Source organism: Tatumella sp. JGM118 (assembly GCF_018257515.1).
Classification (GTDB): Bacteria; Pseudomonadota; Gammaproteobacteria; order Enterobacterales; family Enterobacteriaceae; genus Tatumella; species Tatumella terrea.
Map to the genome: position 1 here is coordinate 1 of NZ_JAERJR010000019.1, position 18,218 is coordinate 18,218.

17 protein-coding genes, 1 tRNA gene and 1 pseudogene are annotated in these 18,218 nt (G+C 49.1%); 9 read left to right on the forward strand and 10 right to left on the reverse strand.

Going from position 1 to position 18,218, the window contains the following annotated elements; translation table 11 throughout:
- Positions 1 to 85: 85 nt before the first annotated feature.
- Both ybcJ and folD read right to left on the reverse strand, forming a co-directional pair.
- Entirely contained in the window at positions 86 to 298 is a 213-nt protein-coding gene (gene ybcJ, locus JK223_RS14015) for a ribosome-associated protein YbcJ (protein ID WP_212714787.1), read from the reverse strand.
- Complete coding sequence (gene folD / locus JK223_RS14020) at positions 298 to 1,164, reverse strand: bifunctional methylenetetrahydrofolate dehydrogenase/methenyltetrahydrofolate cyclohydrolase FolD (RefSeq protein WP_212714788.1); 867 nt, start codon at positions 1,162 to 1,164, stop codon at positions 298 to 300. Before folD ends, ybcJ begins: the two co-directional genes overlap by 1 nt.
- Positions 1,165 to 1,342: 178 nt before the next feature.
- Here folD and JK223_RS14025 point away from each other — a divergent pair.
- The 7 genes and pseudogenes from JK223_RS14025 to JK223_RS14050 all read left to right on the forward strand — a co-directional run bounded on the left by JK223_RS14025 (position 1,343) and on the right by JK223_RS14050 (position 6,530).
- Positions 1,343 to 1,419, forward strand: a tRNA-Arg gene (locus JK223_RS14025).
- Positions 1,420 to 1,572: 153 nt separating this feature from the next.
- A pseudogene (locus JK223_RS16980) lies at positions 1,573 to 1,768 on the forward strand (Arm DNA-binding domain-containing protein); the annotation flags it as partial.
- A gap of 443 nt (positions 1,769 to 2,211) precedes the next feature.
- Positions 2,212 to 2,901 carry a hypothetical protein gene (locus tag JK223_RS14030; protein WP_212714789.1) on the forward strand — a complete coding sequence of 230 codons (690 nt, stop codon included), beginning with the start codon at positions 2,212 to 2,214 and terminating at the stop codon, positions 2,899 to 2,901.
- Between the two features lie 977 nt (positions 2,902 to 3,878).
- Positions 3,879 to 4,322 carry a DUF3290 domain-containing protein gene (locus JK223_RS14035; RefSeq protein WP_212714790.1) on the forward strand — a complete coding sequence of 148 codons (444 nt, stop codon included), beginning with the start codon at positions 3,879 to 3,881 and terminating at the stop codon, positions 4,320 to 4,322.
- A 12-nt stretch (positions 4,323 to 4,334) separates the two neighbouring features.
- Entirely contained in the window at positions 4,335 to 4,964 is a 630-nt protein-coding gene (locus JK223_RS14040) for a DUF421 domain-containing protein (protein ID WP_212714791.1), read from the forward strand.
- 221 nt (positions 4,965 to 5,185) lie between these two features.
- On the forward strand, positions 5,186 to 5,803 hold the full coding sequence (locus JK223_RS14045; RefSeq protein ID WP_212714792.1) for a histidine phosphatase family protein: 618 nt from the start codon (positions 5,186 to 5,188) through the stop codon (positions 5,801 to 5,803).
- Positions 5,804 to 6,179: 376 nt separating this feature from the next.
- On the forward strand, positions 6,180 to 6,530 hold the full coding sequence (locus JK223_RS14050; protein WP_212714793.1) for a putative T6SS immunity periplasmic lipoprotein: 351 nt from the start codon (positions 6,180 to 6,182) through the stop codon (positions 6,528 to 6,530).
- A 112-nt stretch (positions 6,531 to 6,642) separates the two neighbouring features.
- Here JK223_RS14050 and JK223_RS14055 read toward each other — a convergent pair whose 3' ends face one another.
- Positions 6,643 to 7,209 carry a hypothetical protein gene (locus tag JK223_RS14055; protein ID WP_212714794.1) on the reverse strand — a complete coding sequence of 189 codons (567 nt, stop codon included), beginning with the start codon at positions 7,207 to 7,209 and terminating at the stop codon, positions 6,643 to 6,645.
- 502 nt (positions 7,210 to 7,711) lie between these two features.
- Here JK223_RS14055 and JK223_RS14060 point away from each other — a divergent pair.
- Positions 7,712 to 8,188, forward strand: coding sequence for a DUF1203 domain-containing protein (locus JK223_RS14060; protein WP_212714795.1), 477 nt, complete (start codon positions 7,712 to 7,714; stop codon positions 8,186 to 8,188).
- Between the two features lie 236 nt (positions 8,189 to 8,424).
- Here JK223_RS14060 and JK223_RS14065 read toward each other — a convergent pair whose 3' ends face one another.
- On the reverse strand, positions 8,425 to 8,853 hold the full coding sequence (locus JK223_RS14065) for a GFA family protein (protein WP_212714796.1): 429 nt from the start codon (positions 8,851 to 8,853) through the stop codon (positions 8,425 to 8,427).
- 747 nt (positions 8,854 to 9,600) lie between these two features.
- Here JK223_RS14065 and JK223_RS14070 point away from each other — a divergent pair.
- Complete coding sequence (locus JK223_RS14070) at positions 9,601 to 10,149, forward strand: DUF1440 domain-containing protein (protein ID WP_212714797.1); 549 nt, start codon at positions 9,601 to 9,603, stop codon at positions 10,147 to 10,149.
- 112 nt (positions 10,150 to 10,261) lie between these two features.
- On the opposite strand, the gene kdpE is transcribed toward JK223_RS14070, so the two are convergent.
- From kdpE to kdpF, 6 genes are read right to left on the reverse strand one after another with little or no spacing between them, the layout of a single operon-like run.
- Positions 10,262 to 10,945: a two-component system response regulator KdpE gene (kdpE, locus tag JK223_RS14075; protein ID WP_212714798.1), complete on the reverse strand. Its 684-nt coding sequence runs from the start codon at positions 10,943 to 10,945 to the stop codon at positions 10,262 to 10,264.
- Positions 10,946 to 10,951: 6 nt separating this feature from the next.
- The gene (kdpD, locus tag JK223_RS14080; protein ID WP_212714799.1) at positions 10,952 to 13,624 is read right to left on the reverse strand and encodes a two-component system sensor histidine kinase KdpD; all 2,673 of its coding nucleotides are present in this window, start codon (positions 13,622 to 13,624) and stop codon (positions 10,952 to 10,954) included.
- Between the two features lie 9 nt (positions 13,625 to 13,633).
- Complete coding sequence (gene kdpC, locus JK223_RS14085; RefSeq protein ID WP_212714800.1) at positions 13,634 to 14,209, reverse strand: potassium-transporting ATPase subunit KdpC; 576 nt, start codon at positions 14,207 to 14,209, stop codon at positions 13,634 to 13,636.
- Positions 14,210 to 14,219: 10 nt separating this feature from the next.
- Positions 14,220 to 16,262 carry a potassium-transporting ATPase subunit KdpB gene (gene kdpB, locus JK223_RS14090; RefSeq protein ID WP_212714801.1) on the reverse strand — a complete coding sequence of 681 codons (2,043 nt, stop codon included), beginning with the start codon at positions 16,260 to 16,262 and terminating at the stop codon, positions 14,220 to 14,222.
- Between the two features lie 17 nt (positions 16,263 to 16,279).
- Positions 16,280 to 17,959 (reverse strand): potassium-transporting ATPase subunit KdpA, encoded by a 1,680-nt coding sequence (gene kdpA, locus JK223_RS14095; protein WP_212714802.1) that lies wholly within the window; start codon positions 17,957 to 17,959, stop codon positions 16,280 to 16,282.
- Positions 17,959 to 18,048: a K(+)-transporting ATPase subunit F gene (gene kdpF / locus JK223_RS14100; protein ID WP_212714803.1), complete on the reverse strand. Its 90-nt coding sequence runs from the start codon at positions 18,046 to 18,048 to the stop codon at positions 17,959 to 17,961. The genes kdpA and kdpF overlap by 1 nt, the downstream gene beginning before the upstream one ends.
- Positions 18,049 to 18,218 lie beyond the last annotated feature (170 nt).

Below are 18,218 nucleotides of genomic sequence, written 5' to 3' on the forward strand. Positions count from 1 at the left end.
GTAAGCGGAAGGTGAAAGTAGCCCCCCTTACAGGGGGCATTCTCAAAAGCCACCTTCTAAGAAGGTGGTCTTTTACTGCCACCGTTTATTCGGTAACGGTGATGCTCTGGCCACCAAAAGTGACCTTCTGGCCGCTGACGATCTTGCAGCGCTTCCGCGTTTCTACCTGACCATCGACAGTCACCAGCCCCCCGGCGATAAAGGCTTTCGCCTGAGCGCCGCTCTCTGACCAGCCTTCCAGCTTTAACAGGTCACACAGTTCGACGTGAGGGAATTTACCGAGTGAAAAAGTTGCCATTATTCTGCTGCTCCATCGTGATATTCTTCACAGGCCTGTAAAGTATTTTGAATAAGTGTTGCGACGGTCATCGGACCCACGCCACCGGGGACCGGAGTGATCCATGCTGCACGCTCCGCGGCGACAGCAAACTCCACATCACCGACCACACGGCCATCGTCCAGACGGTTAATACCGACATCGATCACCACCGCACCGGGTTTGATCCACTCACCGGGAATAAATCCTGGCTTTCCGACCGCAACTACCAGCAGATCCGCATTTTCGACATGCTGACGCAGATTACGGGTGAAACGATGAGTCACCGTAGTGGTACAACCGCCCAGTAATAACTCCAGGCTCATCGGACGACCCACGATATTGGAAGCACCAATCACGACCGCGTTCAGACCGAAGGTATCAATCTTGTACCGTTCCAGCAGCGTCATAATACCGCGCGGCGTGCACGGACGAAGCAGGGGAGCGCGCTGGCACAGACGACCCACGTTGTACGGATGAAAACCATCGACATCTTTATCGGCGGCGATCCGTTCCAGCACTTTGACATTATCGATGCCTTCCGGCAGCGGCAGCTGAACCAGAATACCATCGATCTCTGCATCATCGTTCAGCTTATCAATCAGGGCCAGCAGCTCTTCTTCGCAGGTGGTGCCGGGTAAGTCGTAAGAGCGGGAGATAAAGCCCACTTCTTCACAGGCCTTACGCTTACTGCTGACATAGATTTGAGATGCCGGGTTTTCTCCGACCAATATGACCGCCAGTCCCGGGGCACGTTTACCCGCGGCAAGACGCTGTTTAACTTTTTCCGCAACTTCCAGCCGGACCTGCTGCGCAATCGTTTTACCATCAATAATCTGTGCTGACATCAGAGAAAAATCCACGGAGTTGAAATCTTAGGGTGAAGGCGCCTATTTTGTCAGAAGCGACGCGTGCTGTCAGGCAAAGAATGCCGGGCTTTGTTCAAACCTTCAGCAGTAAAACCGAAAGCGGCGTAAAAACATTGACTCATAGGTGAGTGACCGTATAATTCCCCGCAAAGTCAGGGCGCCCTTAGCTCAGTTGGATAGAGCACCGGCCTTCTAAGCCGTAGGTCATAGGTTCGAATCCTATAGGGCGCGCCATCTTTTCTTCTGCTAGTGTCTCCTAAAGTCTACGAATACCTCCTGATCCCTTGCCAGTATTGGTTACTACATCCAGCGTTGTATCTGTTTGTCTATTGAAAGCTACACTCGATTGGGGGCCTTGTCCCGTTCAATCAATTACGATGCCCCCACATGAAGCTAAATGCCCGTCAAATCGACTTTGCTAAGCCGAAAGAGAAAGCCTATAAACTGGCTGATGGAGCTGGTTTATATCTCGAAATTTTCCCCAGCGGCAGCAAAAGAAAAGCGCGTTGTGTTCGGGCTTTATCCCGCCATATCTCTTGCGGAGGCGAGGAGTAAGCGCGAAGAGGCCAAAAAGATACTGGCAGCAAATTGCTGACAGCTTAGTTAACAATCAAAATATTCCAATTTAGGAATGATTTCGATGTCGAAGCACCTTGTTAAGATGTTCGTTTGTTTAATGTACCCTCATCGTCACGCAGTAGGAGCGGTTTTATTGACGATATTTGCTTCCAAGGGCGAGAAAATGTTCCGCTCTAATGAGCTTTGCCTTCCAGCCAGGCTATAGCAATTTTAGTGATCACCCGAAGGCGTTTCTCTCAGATCATTGGCATTTACTCAATGCACGAAACATTGGTGGCTGTCATTGACAGCGAAGTTACAAAACTGAATCTACGGCAATGAAATTTATTTTTTATTATTTCATGTGGGTAATGTGTTTGGTTTATAACTATCTGATATTAATTGTTTTTTAATATTATGATAAACTTGTTAAGTTTTATAAATTATTGGAAGTGAGGTTTTTTATCAATGAAGGATGTTTTCGCAAGCTTAGGGTTGACAATACCACAAGCTATAGCAGCAGTGCCAATTTTTATTACACTTGCTAGCTTGATGTTTAAATTAATAAAAGTGCCATTTAAAATGATTGATATTATATCAGTTAATAAATACGTATCTTTACCGGTTAAAGATAAGGCGGAAGCCATGCGCATTATTTATGAAGGTGAAGTTAAGGATAAATCTATACGCTATATTAATGAACTAAAGCTTGCAGAGTACGGCCTACACTATCCCATCCTAACATTAAGAGTGATGTTCGACTACTTACATTCTGAAAGGTTGCTTTCTGTAAGCTCCAGGGCTAATGATTTCTTAAAATATCACAAAGTATTTTTCATTGATGGGAGTAATAACCCACATCTTTCAAAGAAACGAATGAGTATAACTGTATTTATGTTATCAATGCTCATGATTATATCAATTGGTGGGTTTATTATAGGAATTAAAGCGTTAGTTGAAACGCTACATAAATCACCGGATGTTGCATCTTTCGTCCAGTTGGTAATATATATCCTTTCTGAGATTCTATTCGTAGTAATGACCCTTACAATGCTCACAGAGTTATCGTCTGTATATCAAGCCACCTCATTTGCAAAAAAAATGAGAGGGTACAATTCTGAAGAGATTTTTAAAAAATATAAAGAGGGTTTAAAATAGCTTTGTATGTTGCCTTTGAACAGGGAGTGTGTGTTTTAAAACCTCCCTGTTCATATAAGGAAATAATATTATTTTTTATTTATTTCCTACCATTTTTCATATCATTAAACAGAAGCGCATAACAAAAATTTTTGGGGCATAATAGGGGGCGCTTATGGTTATTGAACTTGAATATATTGATTGATTTCATGTTATTATTGATTATTATCGAATCCTGTAGGGTGCGCCATTTACTTTCAATAAATTACGCAACCTAAAGCCTGCCTGATTTACTCCCTGTATCGTATTTGCAACGTTAGCCCCTGAAATGCTATCAATTTGCTTTGCGTGACCGCTAAAACGCCCTGACGACTCCGGAGTTTCCGTCATAAATTCGCAGCCTTACCCTCTGATAACACCCCGGAATCGCCTCCTGCAACTTTATAGTGTATGAATCGTTATACCATAAACACGATGGGCTGCCACACATACGATCTGTGACTTATAAGGCACGAAAAATCAGTAACACAAAAAGCCTTCACGGTGGTTCTTTCACCTTCAATCCCTTAGGAACTATGTTTCTGATTTTTTATAAAATTCATGCCAGTCAGCGACCCTATGAAAACCAAGCGTTAATTTAAAAAGGTAACGTTACGTTTAATCGTGCCGGTGGAGAGGTGGAGGGTAGCACAGGCAGATGACCTGACAGGTACTCGCCGTTACGGAAAAATATGCCAGCGGTGCCAAATGAAACGAGCAGAGTTCGTCAGGCAGGCTATAGTAGAGAAGATGGCTCGTGACACTGACCGCATTTAAGCAACACAATCATGCGGTTGCTCGTCTTTCCGTAAGATTTGAGTAGTTCAGGCAGTTCAGAGTACTCACCCGAAAGGGGGATTAATGGGACGCTGTCATCAGAATCATAACACCTGAATTTAATTGACAACCCACTGATATAACTATAAAAAAGACAGTATGGCGATAAGAGGTTTCTCTGTATGACTTTCTATGGAATAGAATATTTGCAAGTACAGTCCGGTATTAATGATTACCTGAAGTATATTGTAATCTTTAGTGCGTTGTCTTTGTTGATTATATTTTTCATTTTGTATATGCACCATCGTTTACAGACGAAATATCGTGATTTAACTATTATTGTATTTTTATTTCTTATTTTTATTTCCGGTGTTCAGTATGAGGACTACTCAAATAGTCAAAATTTACACTCGGCATCCTCACAAATGGTCAGTTTTGTTAAGCAATTGGCAAAAGAAAATAATGTCAACGAAAATGATGTTTTTTCAAGCTCAATACAGTTAACAGACGGGGTAGTGGTTAAAATAAAAGATAACTACTACGTAGTGAACTTAAGCCCGGACCAGAATACTTACAGATTAGTAAGTGTCGGACTTATAAACCCAAAGATCACCATTAAGAAATAATAAGGATAAGAAATGTACACTCCAATTATAATAAAATTAGGGCTGGGTATTTTATGCCTTGTTCTGCAAATAAACCTGATGGGGAAGGGTAATCTGGCACCCTCTTCTGCCACTGATCAGATTCAAAATTATGTCCTGGGTGGCATAATTGGCGGGGTTATTTATAATGAGTCGATCTCAGTCTTACAGTTTGTTTTAGTGTTAGTGATCTGGACACTCCTTGTTTTTATCCTTAAATTTCTGAAAGAAAACAATCGACTGGTGAAGCGTATAATTGATGGGAAACCCATTAATTTGGTACATAATGGCAAGGTCGATGTAAAAGAGTGTCTTCGGAATGGTGTTTCGGCTCATGACTTAATGTTTAAATTAAGAGCGAATGGCGTTTATGAGGTCGAGCAGTTAAAACGTGTTGTACTTGAGCAAAATGGGCAATTAACCATTATACAAAATGGCGATGAAAATATCAGATATCCGATAATAGTTGACGGCCTGGCAAACTATGATTTACTTGAAGTGATTAATAAGGATGAAAACTGGCTGGAAGAAAAAGTTCTGGAGCAAGGGTTCAATAAAATTAGTGAGGTATACTTAGGTGAGTATTTGTCCGGCAGGATTAAGCTCTATGGTTATAACAGGTAGTCGGTAGGCCGGAGAGTGAACGGTCTGATAAAGAATATCATTGATAAAAATACTCTTCATGGTCTAAATGTTTATCTGCCGGAGAGATGACTTTTCTTTATTCCGGCAGTCCTTGAACACGACTAACATAACGTTGATGTAATAGTCTTTTTTTATCTTCACCTGGCACTTTCTTTGACTAAAAGCGACTGATTGTTATTCCGCAGGCAGGCATATAAATAATGAAAGTGATATTAGTTCGGCACGCGGAAACGGAGTGGAATACCAGGGGAATTATTCAGGGACGGAAAGATAGTGCGTTGACCAAACATGGCCAGTGCCAAACGGCAGCATTATTGCAAGCATTTGCAGAAAATGGTTACGAGGCGGAGAGTGTTTACGCATCTCCGCTCGACCGCACCTGGAATATGGGACAAGTATTGGCTAAGCATTTTCGTTGTTCTCTGGTGGCTGAAGCAACCCTGAAAGAACAAGCGTTTGGTCAGCTTGAAGGCATGTCAGCAGAACAATTTAAAAAAAATCACCAGGATGAAGCCAATGCGTTATTTGAACTTGATGCTGAGTATTGTCCTCCGGGCGGGGAATCTCTTACACAGGCCAGCAGGAGAATTATTGATTTTTTAATTAATCTCGAAAAATCTGGCCATTATAACGCTGTATGTATTGTGTCTCATGGGCACGTCAGTCAGGGTGTTCTTGCAATTCTATGCGATGGTAACATTGACCAGTTCGCCAGATACGCACACCCTAACGCGAGTTACTCAGTTTTCGATATAAAAAACGGGAGATGTGATACCATCAGATGGGGTATTGCTACACATTTACGTCACCTAAAATAGTTAAAGTAAATGAAATAAATATATTAAATATGATATAAAGTTTTTCCCAAGGCAATAATAAAGGAACATCACAGAGTTATCGATAGTTACTTTTTTAGCGGGTGATGGAAGGCAATGGCATAGGTAATATTTCTTGCATTAATAGGGGGGTGAGTTGGAGCAATGAGGAAAACAGAAGGCGATTAATCTGATGTTTTCTGTAATATTTGGATCCGATAGCACAGTTTTTTAAAATCGTTGTGGACTATTATTGGTTGCTGGTTAATTTTGGGTTTGAAAAATATTCTGATATTGCTAACTTTAAAGGTTCTGGTATTAAAGAGGTGCCTGTAAATTTAATTGATAGATATAAACAGATTATCGGGAGTTTTCCGAAATGATGAAAAATATATTGATGTGTGCTTTTTTGTTCCTTCTTTCTGGTTGTGTTGGTGACAGAATCGCTTTTCACAATGAAGGCGAGGCTGCGGTAACTGAAAATTATATCTGCATAAAATCTTTCCCCGGAGATACTCTGGAGTATTATCTGTTAAGTTCATCTGCAGATAGGTATACAGTGCCTTTAGCTTATATGATGAAAGGTGTGCCAAAAAAATACCCTGACACCTGTATCCCTGTAAGTCTGAAAAAAAAGGCAGATTATGAATTAATCTACACGTTGAATGGTATAAATTATCACTTTGATTTTAGTATCGACGCTGACAAAAAAATAAAAAAGGATAAATAAAAAAGTTATCAGGTATTTCCCACGCTAAATCTGTAACGGGAAAGCAGACCACTTAACTTCATCGGGGTGAAAATCACCTTGAGACTGATCAGTACGATGCCCGGGTCATAATTTATGGGAAAAACTCATGCAGCATTTTATCTTCACCCAGCGTGAATATTAAAAAATCACTCTCTTTGAAGGTGTTATTTTTGATCAGTTGTTGTTTCAATAAACTGAACTTTTTTGTGTCGGTGAAGAAGAGTGCTGTGACATAATCTGAATCCATCAAATTCTGTTGTTCAGAAAGCCGTACAACCTCCTGGTAGCAACCTGTTTGTTTGTCTCCTGTTCTTTGTCTTAACATACATTCTGTCAGTAAATAGGTACGGGCAGGTTTTTTACTATAAAGATCTCTAAGGAATTCAATGCCTTCTTTATAGTGCTTTTCTCCTATCAGACTATTTGTATACATTAAAAGAATTGCTATATTTTCGGGGTGTTTTTTACGGATTGCGTTAATTTCTGAAAGGATTTTTTTACTCCGGGCGGGGCCCGATATCGCTAACTCTTCCACTAAAGAGGCTACCTCGTTTACAGGGTTATCTTCGATAGAAACAGGTTCGGGGTAAGAACTTGTATAGCCGGACAGAAAGAAAAAAAGTGTCACTACCCGGAGAAGGAATAATATTTTTTTCATACTATAACTTCCTAAAACTATTCAGTGAAATATAGTGCGTTGCTTTCTTAGGAACCGGAATAACTGAACCCGTATACCCTGTATTTAAAACGTATCCGGTTTCTATATGTTTCTAAATTTACAGGAGGTTATCACCGTATACGTTGACAGGAATTTGATTTTTTAATTAACAGGTATTTTCCGTAAATTTCTCTTCGGGAATGAAAAAATCTACATGGGGTAAAGGGTATCACTATTTTTTGTTAACTGTACCTGAAAGCCGTAACCTATGCTGTTCTGTGAATAATCAGCTTTGAGAGGGCCGTACTGTACGTCTGCTGAATATCATTGATGACTTTACCGGAAAGCGCTGGCGATTGAGGTTGATTTTCACTCCCGGCCAGTCCGGAGCAGAATTCTCACATTTACACCGCTGTTGGTTATCTGAAAACAATAAACGGTGTTTTTTAACTTCTGAAAAATTGATAGGCTAACTTTTAACTAAAAAGATGAAGGGCATAGTATGTCGTTTATTATCAAAGGATTAGATGGAAGAGCATTCTGTCATTTGTATGGTCTGACTGGCAATGAGCTAAGAGAGAAAGGCGCTATCAGGATCCATGTTGATGAGTATCCGTGCTACCCGGACCGAATTACGTTAAGAGATATCCCCGTCGGAGAAACAGGGATCCTGTTGAACCATACTTATCTTGACACAGATTCTCCCTATCGTGGCTCGCATGCCATTTTTATATGGGAAGGGCAATCACAGAGGGGGGTATACAGAGATACGATTCCGGAAGTTATGCAAAAAAGAATGATGTCTCTTCGGGGTTTTGATGGACGGGATATGCTTATTGAGGCGACGATAGCTCAGCCAGGAGAAGTGAGAGAGCATATTCTTTCGCTTTTTAAAAATGATCAGGTTGATTTCATTCTTGCCCACAATGCCAGACAGGGGTGTTTTTCTTGTCGTATAGAACGGGATTTTGGCTCTTAACATTAAGCTTGCGCTTATTCCCGTATTTACCGGAGCAAGTTGTCAGGTTTCAGTGCTACAAACCAACCTGAACATTTTCCCGGCCCTGAGCACGCAATAATTCCTGCTCACAGAATCTGTTATTACAGGGGTGTTCTCACTTAACTTTATGCTGTCGGGTAGCGATATCTATTTTTAATTCAGATATCGGGTGACCCCTCCAGGCCCGGGCGCGGTAACCCCGCCCCCGGGCGGTATCAGTCGATAGTTGTTTGCGGCAATAGTTCGTCTAAGGATTGGACCGGTCCGGGTGAATTCTTGTCACTTCGAAGACAATCCCAGGACATGGCATCCTCCGTGCAGTAATCCCCCAGGCACTGCAGTGCAAGATCATTTTCAATCAGGCCGATCGGTACCCAGACATAAGGAACATCGCGCAGGGCATTAGGCACGGTTGAGCCGCATAACGAACAGAAATCGTTACGGTAACCGGTCGTCTTTTGCCAGGTGATAATATTCTCTTCCCCGCCCTCCAGGATAAACTCCGACGCAGGAATTAAGGTCGCCAGATTATGGCCCACACCGGTTTGTTTACGGCATAACGAACAGTGACAACGATAAAAGTTTTTGGGTGCAGTTTGCAGGGTGAAGCGTACCGTGCCACAAAGGCAGGATCCTTTAACCATGATTTCCTCCTGTACATTTTATTTTATAAGGGGTGTACCACATTGCCCGGAAAGCAGAAAGCAGAAAGCAGAAAGCAGAAAGCAGAAAGCAGAAGGGCGTTAGGCCTCCATCGCAGGGGGATTCGCCGGTGGCTTCTGTTTACTCCGGCGTAGCGACTCATTCTAACCCCGGCAGAAGTCCCGGAGTTGCAATCAAACACCGTCACCGGCAGAAGGGCATCCTGGATTCCATCGCAGGGGGAGCCGTTGGTGGCTTCTGTTTACTTCGGTGTAGCGGCTCATTCTAAACCCGGCAGAAAGCCCGGAGTTGCAATCAAAAACCGTCACCGGCAGAAGGACATCCAGGATTCCATTACAGGGGGATCCGCCGGTGGCCTCTGTTTACTCCGGTGAAACGACCGATTCCAGGCCCGCCTGAGTTCGTCCGGATACCGGCAGGGAAAGGGGCAGACCGGGAGGCTAAAAGAACGCAGACCACCGTGTACCGGGATACCGGACTGAAAAAATCTGATATGGATGCGCATCATGACTATCGGGATCAATAAACAGTAGATATATTTGAGATATAAACTCAATTGTATTGTTCGGTTGTTGCAGGCAATACGACGAGTTCCCATTCCCGGTTTTCTGCGGGGAAGTAAAGAGGAGCCGTCACCGTCAACCCTTCAGGGTTTATCATCGGGAGCAGGAGGTGTGACGTTCCGGCACTTTTACTCCCAGGTACTTCTGTGGAAAAAGGACAAGCGTATGTTGGAAATCAAAAGTAATCGTCAGGTTATCCTTCGCACGACGTTGCTCGGCGGGTTTATCAGTTCATTAGTGAAATGGGGTTCCGAGGTGAATATGCCTCCCCGGGTGGCCGGTGAAATTTCTCCCCCGGCCGCGAATATCGATAGCTGGCTGGGCTGGGCGGGGATCAATTCGCATTCGCTGGATTATCTTTATCAGGGCACTATGGTGTCGGGAGCGGTGACGCTGTATCACTGGTTGTTCAGCTTTATTTTTGCCTTTGTCTATGTAGCCATCTCGGCCCTGTCCCCGAAAATCCGCCTGTGGTATGGCGCGCTCTACGGCATTGTTATCACGGTGGTCATGCACGGTTTTCTGATCCCGTTACTGGGTTTTCGCTACCCGGTGTACGCCTCCGGTGCAAAAGGGTGGTTATGGAATCTGAATGGCTATGAATTATGGAGTGAAGTTCTCGGTCATATTTACTGGTCAGTTTCTATCGAACTGTGTCTGATCGTTGTGCTCGCTCAGCTATCCCGGCCTTTAAGAGGGAACTGGGTAAAATAAGCCTTTCCGCCGGACCCCCTGCCGGCGATCGCAGGGGATCCGTGGCCGGCAATAGTAATGATGTTCAGCAGATCTATGAGGGCAGTCCCTGGTCCCTGCGGGGAAATGGCGGCTAATCCTGTAATATAAACCGGTAACCGATACCACTTTCCGTCAGTAAATGACGGGGGCGGGCAGGGTCGGCTTCCAGTTTCTGGCGCAGATGGCCCATATAAATTCGCAGGTAGTGATTGCTTTCTACAGCGTTCGGCCCCCAAACCTGGCTGAGTAACTGGTAGCGGGTCAGAACCTTCCCCTGATTGTTTAGCAGCACGGCCAGTAAACGAAACTCAATGGGGGTGAGATGAATATGTTCTCCCTGCTTTTTGACCACTCTGGCAGCCAGGTCGACCGTTACCTGAGAAAACGCAAACACCGCATTCACCGGCGTGGACTGACACATCCGGCGCTGCAGTACCCGTAGCCGCGCCAGAAACTCCCCCATACCAAAGGGCTTACACAGGTAATCATCCGCGCCGTTATCCAGCGCGGTAATTTTATCCTGTTCCTCACTGCGGGCAGACAGGACCAGGACAGGGGCAATGCTCCACTGGCGGAACTCGCGGATAAAACCAATACCATCACCGTCCGGTAGCCCCAGGTCGAGGATCACCAGGTCCGGCTTCCGGGTCGCAGCCTCGATCAGCCCGCGTTGCAGGGTTTCTGCGTCAAAGACACGAAAGGACTCTGCTTCCAGCGCCAGTCGCAGAAAGCGACGGATCTCTTTTTCATCTTCAATGATCAGGACATTCATCACGGTAGTCTACTCCAGGTCTTCCAGTTGTGGCGGTGCGGGTTGTGGCAGCACAATACAAACGTCGGCACCGCCCTGCGGCTGATTGCTCGCCTGAATCGTCCCCTGATGCAGAGTGACGATGGCCTGGCAAATGGCGAGTCCCAGCCCGATGCCGGGAATGGCGGACTCTTTGGTACCGCGGGCGAATTTCTCAAAAATAAGCGTTTCCTGCCCGGCCGGGATCCCGGGTCCATTGTCCAGCACATGAAAAACTAACTGACCGGGGGTGACCCGGGCCCGCAGGGTAATGGAGGCCTGTTCGCCGGCATACTTCACCGCATTCTCCAGCAGATTAATGAATATCCGTTCCGTTAAGGCGGCATCAAGAAAAACCAGCGCCATCGGTTCTTTTATGTCCAGCGTCACTCGCCCGGTATTCCCCTCAGAATCAAAGGCGTTCAGTATACTGCCCGCCAGCTCCTGTAATGTCATCCACTCCTGATTCAGTGTGGAGCCGCCGGACTGATACCGTGCCATATCCAGCAGATTATTGACCAGCCGGATAGTGCTGATAATCTGCCGTCGCATGCGGATAGCCTGTTCTGTGTGCGCAGATTTTTCATGATTCAGGTCCAGGGCCAGGATCTCTGCCTGAGCGAATAAAACCGTCAGCGGAGTGCGAAGATCATGAGACAGTGCGGCAAGGAAAGTATTTCGTAACTGTTCCCGTTCATTGCGGATACGAGTCTGTTGTTCACTTTGCAATAATGCGTGCCGTTCCATGGCACCGGCAATCAGCATAAGAAAAGTATCGAGTAATCGTTGTTGTTCCGGCAGCGTAATCTGCCGGAGCCGGAGGGGTTCAATCACTAACAGCCCCAAAACGTTACCACTGCTGACCAGCGGCAGGATCCGGTAGGGTACCCCGGGCAGGGTATCGGTGCCCGCACCGGCCGGGAGGGCATGTTCAAAACTCCAGCGGGCAATCGCGGTATCTACCGGCGTCATCGCCGCCGGAGGAGTAAGGGCGGTGAGTTGGCCGTTTTCATCGGGCATCAGTATCTGGCAGGCCGCATTAAAAGTGGAGCGGATATAGGTCTCACTGCACCGGACCAGCGCCGTAACATCCCGCCCGTCCGCCAGTGCTCTGGACATCTCGTACAACTGCCGGGTGCGTTGTTCCCGGTAGCGGGCAATTCTGGCCTGATAACGTACGCCTGCGGTCAGATGACCAATCAGCAGGCCGACGGTCAGCATCACGCCAAACGTCAGCAGATACTGGATATTGGAAACCGCCAGAGACCCGCGGGGGGCGATAAAAAACAGGTCAAAACTGATGACATTCAGCAGGCTGGCGACCACTGCCGGCCTTCGTCCGTAAAAGAGCGCCACAATCACTACGTTGAGCAGATACAGCATCGCCAGATTGGCATCGTCAAATGCCGGTAACCAGCGTGTGGCGATAAAAGACGTACACAGACAGAGTATCAGTGCCAGCAGGCAGCCGCGGAGGGGGTGTTGCCAGCGCTGCGCGGTGTCCCGCCCGGGGGCCGTCGGTTTAGGCGCTTCGGCGAACGGCGTCCCGCGGGAAATAAGGATAACCTCAAGCTCCGGTGCATGCTTTATCAGTGTATCGGCCAGCGTCGGAAAGGGCAGCCAGCGCCCCTGTCGCCGGCCAAGTATCACTTTGCCCAGCCGGTGTTCGCGGGCGTAACGGATTATCGCCTGACAGCGTTGCGGATCTGACAGGGTCGCCGTACCGGCCCCCAGCTGGCTTGCCAGCCGTAAAGCATTAACCATTTTCCGGCGCTGATGTTCTGCCTGTTTAGCAAACCCGGTGGATTCGGTATAGATGGTATGCCAGCGACAACCCAGTCTGGCCGCCAGTCTGGCGGCCGTACGGATCAGTTTTTCGCTGCCTTTCCCGGCATCCAGACAGAGCAAAATACCGTCTTGGGGATAGAGATCATTGCCGTCAGCGGCAGCTTCCTGCAGCAGACGTTTTTGCTCATCAACCCGATCCGCCGCCCGGCGCAATGCCAGTTCACGCAGAGCAATCAGATTCCCTTCGCGGAAAAAATGTTCGATGGCTCGTTCGGCCTGCGCCGGAATATACACCTTTCCATCGCGTAAACGTTGCAGGAGATCGCCGACCGTCAGATCCACCAGTACGATTTCGTCGGCGGTATCAAACACGGGATCAGGCAAGGTTTCGCGCACCCGGATACCGGTAATCACAGAGACCACATCGTTCAGGCTTTCCAGATGCTGAACATTGAGCGTGGTCAGAACATCGATACCTGCCTCAAGCAACTCGTTTACATCCTGCCACCGTTTAGGATGACGGCTGCCGGGGGGATTACTGCAGGCCAGCTCATCCATCAGTATCAGCGCCGGATGTCTGGCCAGCGCAGCATCAGGATCAAAGCCGGTCAGGACCTTTCCGCGATGGATATGCCGGGCCGGGGGCAACTGCGGCAGGCCCTCCAGTAATCCGGCCGTCTCCTGACGGCCATGTGTTTCCACCACACCACAGAGCACGTCCAGCCCGTCGTGGTAAAGGCGCTGAGCCTCTTCCAGCATGGCAAAGGTTTTACCTGTTCCGGCACAGGCACCGAAGAAAATTTTCAGTTTCCCGCGACGTTTTAATTCCGGTTGCCGCAGCAACTGGTCCGGGTCCGGACGAAGAGGTTCAGGCATAAGTGTCCTTTATCGGCGGGGCAGGGTGCTCAAGGCCATATTCAGTTGTGTGACATTAACATAGGTTGGCCCGAGAAACTCTGGCCAGGGATGGACGGTATTCCGGTCGACCAGTGTCTGCAGTTGCTGTTCAGTGAGTCCCCGGGCCCTGGCAACGTCCGGCAGTTGCCAGGCAATGGCGGCGGGGGAGACGCCATTATCCAGCCCGCTCGCCGAAGCGGTTAACAGGTCGACAGGGATCGGTCCGGCAGCATGGGGGTCCTGCGCCTGCAGTGTCCTGGCACGGGCTGCTATCTGAGCGGTCAGGGCCGGACTGGCTACCGACAGATTACTGCCACCGGAAGCCAGTGCATTATAAGGAGTACCGGCGGTGGCTGAAGGACGGGAATGGAAATAATCCCTTCCGGTAAAAGCCTGGCCCAGCAGCGCAGAGCCCCGCGTTTCGCCGTTCAGCGTTAACAGCGACCCTCCGGCCTGCCAGGGGAACCACCATTGTCCTATCGATGTGGTCAACAGAGGGTAAGCCCCTCCGGTAAACAGGGTGAGAAAAGCGAGTAATACCAGTGCGGGCCGTAGTTGTGACATCGGGAGTTCCTCACAGAAGATGCGCAGAAGTTAATAATAAATCGATAATTTTGATGCCGGCGAAGGGAACCAGTAGCCCCCCGAGGCCATAAATCCACAGATTGCGTCGGAGCATGGCCGCGGCCCCCATCGGCCGGTAGGGCACCCCTTTCAGCGCCAGCGGGATCAGCCCCGGGATAACCACGGCATTAAAGATCACTGCGCTCAGGATCGCGGAGTCCGGCGAATGCAGGTGCATAATATTCAGTGCGTTCAGTTGCGGGTAACTGGCCGCAAAAGCGGCAGGGATAATGGCAAAATATTTCGCCATATCGTTGGCCACACTGAAGGTCGTCAGTGACCCCCGGGTCATCAGCATCTGCTTACCGATGTGCACAACTTCAATCAGTTTGGTGGGATTGGAGTCCAGGTCGACCATGTTGCCGGCTTCTTTTGCCGCACTGGTGCCGGAATTCATGGCGACGGCGACGTCAGCCTGGGCCAGCGCCGGCGCATCATTTGTCCCGTCACCGGTCATAGCGACCAGTCGTCCTTCATTCTGATACTGGCGGATTAAGGCCAGCTTGGCTTCCGGTGTCGCTTCGGCAAGAAAATCATCCACCCCGGCTTCTGCGGCAATGGCGGCTGCGGTCAGCCGGTTATCCCCGGTGATCATCACTGTGCGGATCCCCATGGCCCGCAGGGTCGCAAAGCGTTGGCGGATACCGCCTTTAACCATATCCTTCAGTGCGACGACGCCCAGTACCCGGGTGCCTTCCGCGACCACTAATGGTGTTTCTCCCCGCCTGGCGATATCTTCCACTATCCGGGTGACCTCGCCGGTAAAGACATCTCCTGCGGCTTCGACATACCGGCGAATCGCGTCTGCGGAGCCTTTACGGATGATACGTTCACCGGTATTTATGCCACTCATCCGGTTGCGGGCAGAAAACGGAACAAAAGTCGCCTCACTGATATCCCGTTCACGCAGGTTAAAACGCTGCTTTGCCAACACCACAATACTGCGTCCTTCCGGGGTTTCATCCGCCAGGGAAGATAACTGTGCGGCATCGGCCAGCTGTTGCTCATCAATTCCACTGACAGGGATAAATTCAGAGGCCTGACGGTTACCCAGAGTGATGGTGCCGGTTTTATCCAGCAGCAGTACATCCACATCCCCGGCGGCTTCTACGGCCCTGCCGCTGGTGGCGATAACATTGGCCTCCAGCATCCGGCTCATCCCTGCCACCCCAATCGCGGAAAGTAATCCGCCAATGGTCGTCGGGATCAGGCAGACCAGCAACGCTATCAGAACCGGCAAGGAGACGGCATGGCCGCTATAGGCTGAAAATGGCCAGAGAGTCGCGGTAACCATCAGAAAGATAATACTGAGCGCGGTCAGCAGCAGAGTCAGGGCAACTTCATTCGGCGTTTTGCGGCGTTTGGCGTTTTCCACCATGCCAATCATCCGGTCCAGAAAAGTTTCGCCGGGGTTTGCGGTACAGCGGATCACCAGCCAGTCAGAAAGGATACGGGTGCCGCCGGTGACAGAAGCGAAATCCCCTCCGGACTCGCGGATGACCGGTGCAGACTCACCGGTAATAGCACTTTCATCGACAGAGGCACCCCCCTCAATCACCTCCCCGTCACAGGGGATCACCTCACCGGCTCTGGCCAGCACAACATCGCCTTTACGCAGGTCCGGGGCTGACAGTTCGACCGCAGCACTCCCGTAGTGTGGTTGTGCCAGTTTCCTCGCGGTGACACTTTTTCGTGTACCGCGCAACGCTTTCGCCTGAGCCTGACTTCTTCCTTCCGCCAGAGCCTCGGCAAAGTTTGCAAACAGCAGGGTCAGCCACAGCCAGCCGGCAAGCATGGCCGGGAAGTCGCCATTACCGGCAAGCTTACCGGATAACATACCCGCAGCCATCACGGTGGTGATCATGCTGCCGACCCAGACGATAAACATTACCGGATTACGCCACTGAATGTGCGGGCTAAGTTTCAGAAACGCTGAGATCACTGCCTGACGCAGCAGCCCGGGTTCAGAAAAAATGACCGATTTTGTACTCATTAGATTCTCCGCCTGACTCAGTGTAAGGACAAATGTTCAGCAACAGGCCCCAGAGCCAGTGCAGGGATAAACGTCAGGGCTGCCATCAGTAACAGGGTTCCGATAAGCAGGCCGGTAAACAACGGGCCGTGGGATGCCAGGGTTCCGGGGCCGGTGGCCTGCCTTTTTTTACAGACCAGAGAACCGGCGATAGCCATCACCGGCGCGAGAGTCGCGAAACGGCCGATAAACATGCACACCCCCAGAAGCGTGTTCCAGAAAGGCGTCGTGGCGTTCAGCCCGGAGAACGCACTGCCGTTATTGTTAGCGACGGAGGAAAAGGCATACAGGATCTCACTGAACCCGTGGGGACCCGGGTTCAGTATCGCGGCCTGCCCCTCGCCGGTCAGCAGTACCAGTGCCGTCCCGGACAGGGCTACCACCGGACTGACCAGCAGGGCCAGCACAATCATTTTCATTTCTGAACTTTCTATTTTTTTACCCAGATATTCCGGGGTGCGGCCGATCATCAATCCGGCGACGAAGACCGCCAGCAGAACAAACAACAACATGCCGTACAGCCCCGAACCGGCACCACCGAAAATAACTTCCCCCGTCTGTATCAGCCACAGGGGGATCATCCCGCCGAGGGCAGTGAAGGAGTCCAGCATGGCATTTACCGCTCCGCTGGAGGTTGCTGTGGTTATCACGGCAAACAGGCTGCTGCTGAGAATACCAAAGCGACTCTCTTTGCCTTCCATATTGCTTGCCAGAGCGGCTCCGTGAGAGAGCAGTTCCGGGTTACCCGACCCTTCCGCCCGTATCACCACGACAGCACAAAGTACGAAGATCACGGTCATTGCCTGCAGCAGCGTCTTGCCCTGGCGAAGATCACCGACCACCTTACCAAAGGTAAAGCAGAGCGCTGCCGGAATAAGCAGCATCGACAACATCTGGACAAAATTAGTTAAAGCGGTAGGGTTTTCAAACGGATGCGCTGAACTGGCGTTGAAAAAGCCCCCTCCGTTGGTGCCGAGTAATTTGATGGCTTCCTGTGAGGCTACCGGCCCCATCGGCATCCACTGTCTGATGCCTTCCAGAGAGGTAAACTGCCGGTAGGGGGCAAGGTTCTGGATGACGCCTTGCCAGATCAGAAACAGGGCGAAAATCAGCGAGAGGGGGACTAACAGATACACAGTGATTCGGGTGATGTCCTGCCAGGCGTTGCCCAGCGTTCCGACGCCCTGACGGGAAAATGCCCGCATTAAAGCAAAGGCCACGGCGATGCCGGTCGCGGCAGAAAGAAAGTTCTGCACGGTCAACCCCGCCATCTGGCTAAAGTAGCTCAGGGTACTTTCACCGGCATAGGCCTGCCAGTTGGTGTTAGTCACAAAGCTGATGGCGGTATTCAGGGCCAGATCGAGGGAGAGCCCCGGAAAATGCTGCGGATTCAGCGGCAGATACGTCTGCAACATCAGGATCGCTGTCAGCAGGCCTGTGCCGGCAAGTGTCAGAGTAAGGATAGCCAGCAGATAGTGCCGCCAGCTCATCTCACTATTGCTCACCCCGGCGAGTTTCCACAGATAACTTTCCACCGTGATAACCGGCCCGGGTAAACGGTTTTCCACCAGACAAGCGATAAATCCGCCCAGCGGTCTGGCCAGCACCATCAGCACAATAAGCAGAGAGGCCAGCAGAAAAAATGCGGATGTGGTCATTAAAACTCCTCCGCATTCAGCAAGGCATACACCAGGTATCCCAGCAAACCAACAACCAGCACGATGCCGGCGATAACAGCGCTATTCATCGACTTTCTCCGTGAATGAGTGACCGGCGGAGAGTCTAGGGATTCCGGTGAAAAAATAGGGTAAAAAAGCACGGGTAAAGGTGTAAAAAAAAGATAAAAACCGCCCCCGGGAGTAGAAAAAACAGTCAATTAGCTGACTTATTCTGTTTATCTGCCAGGATTAAATCATC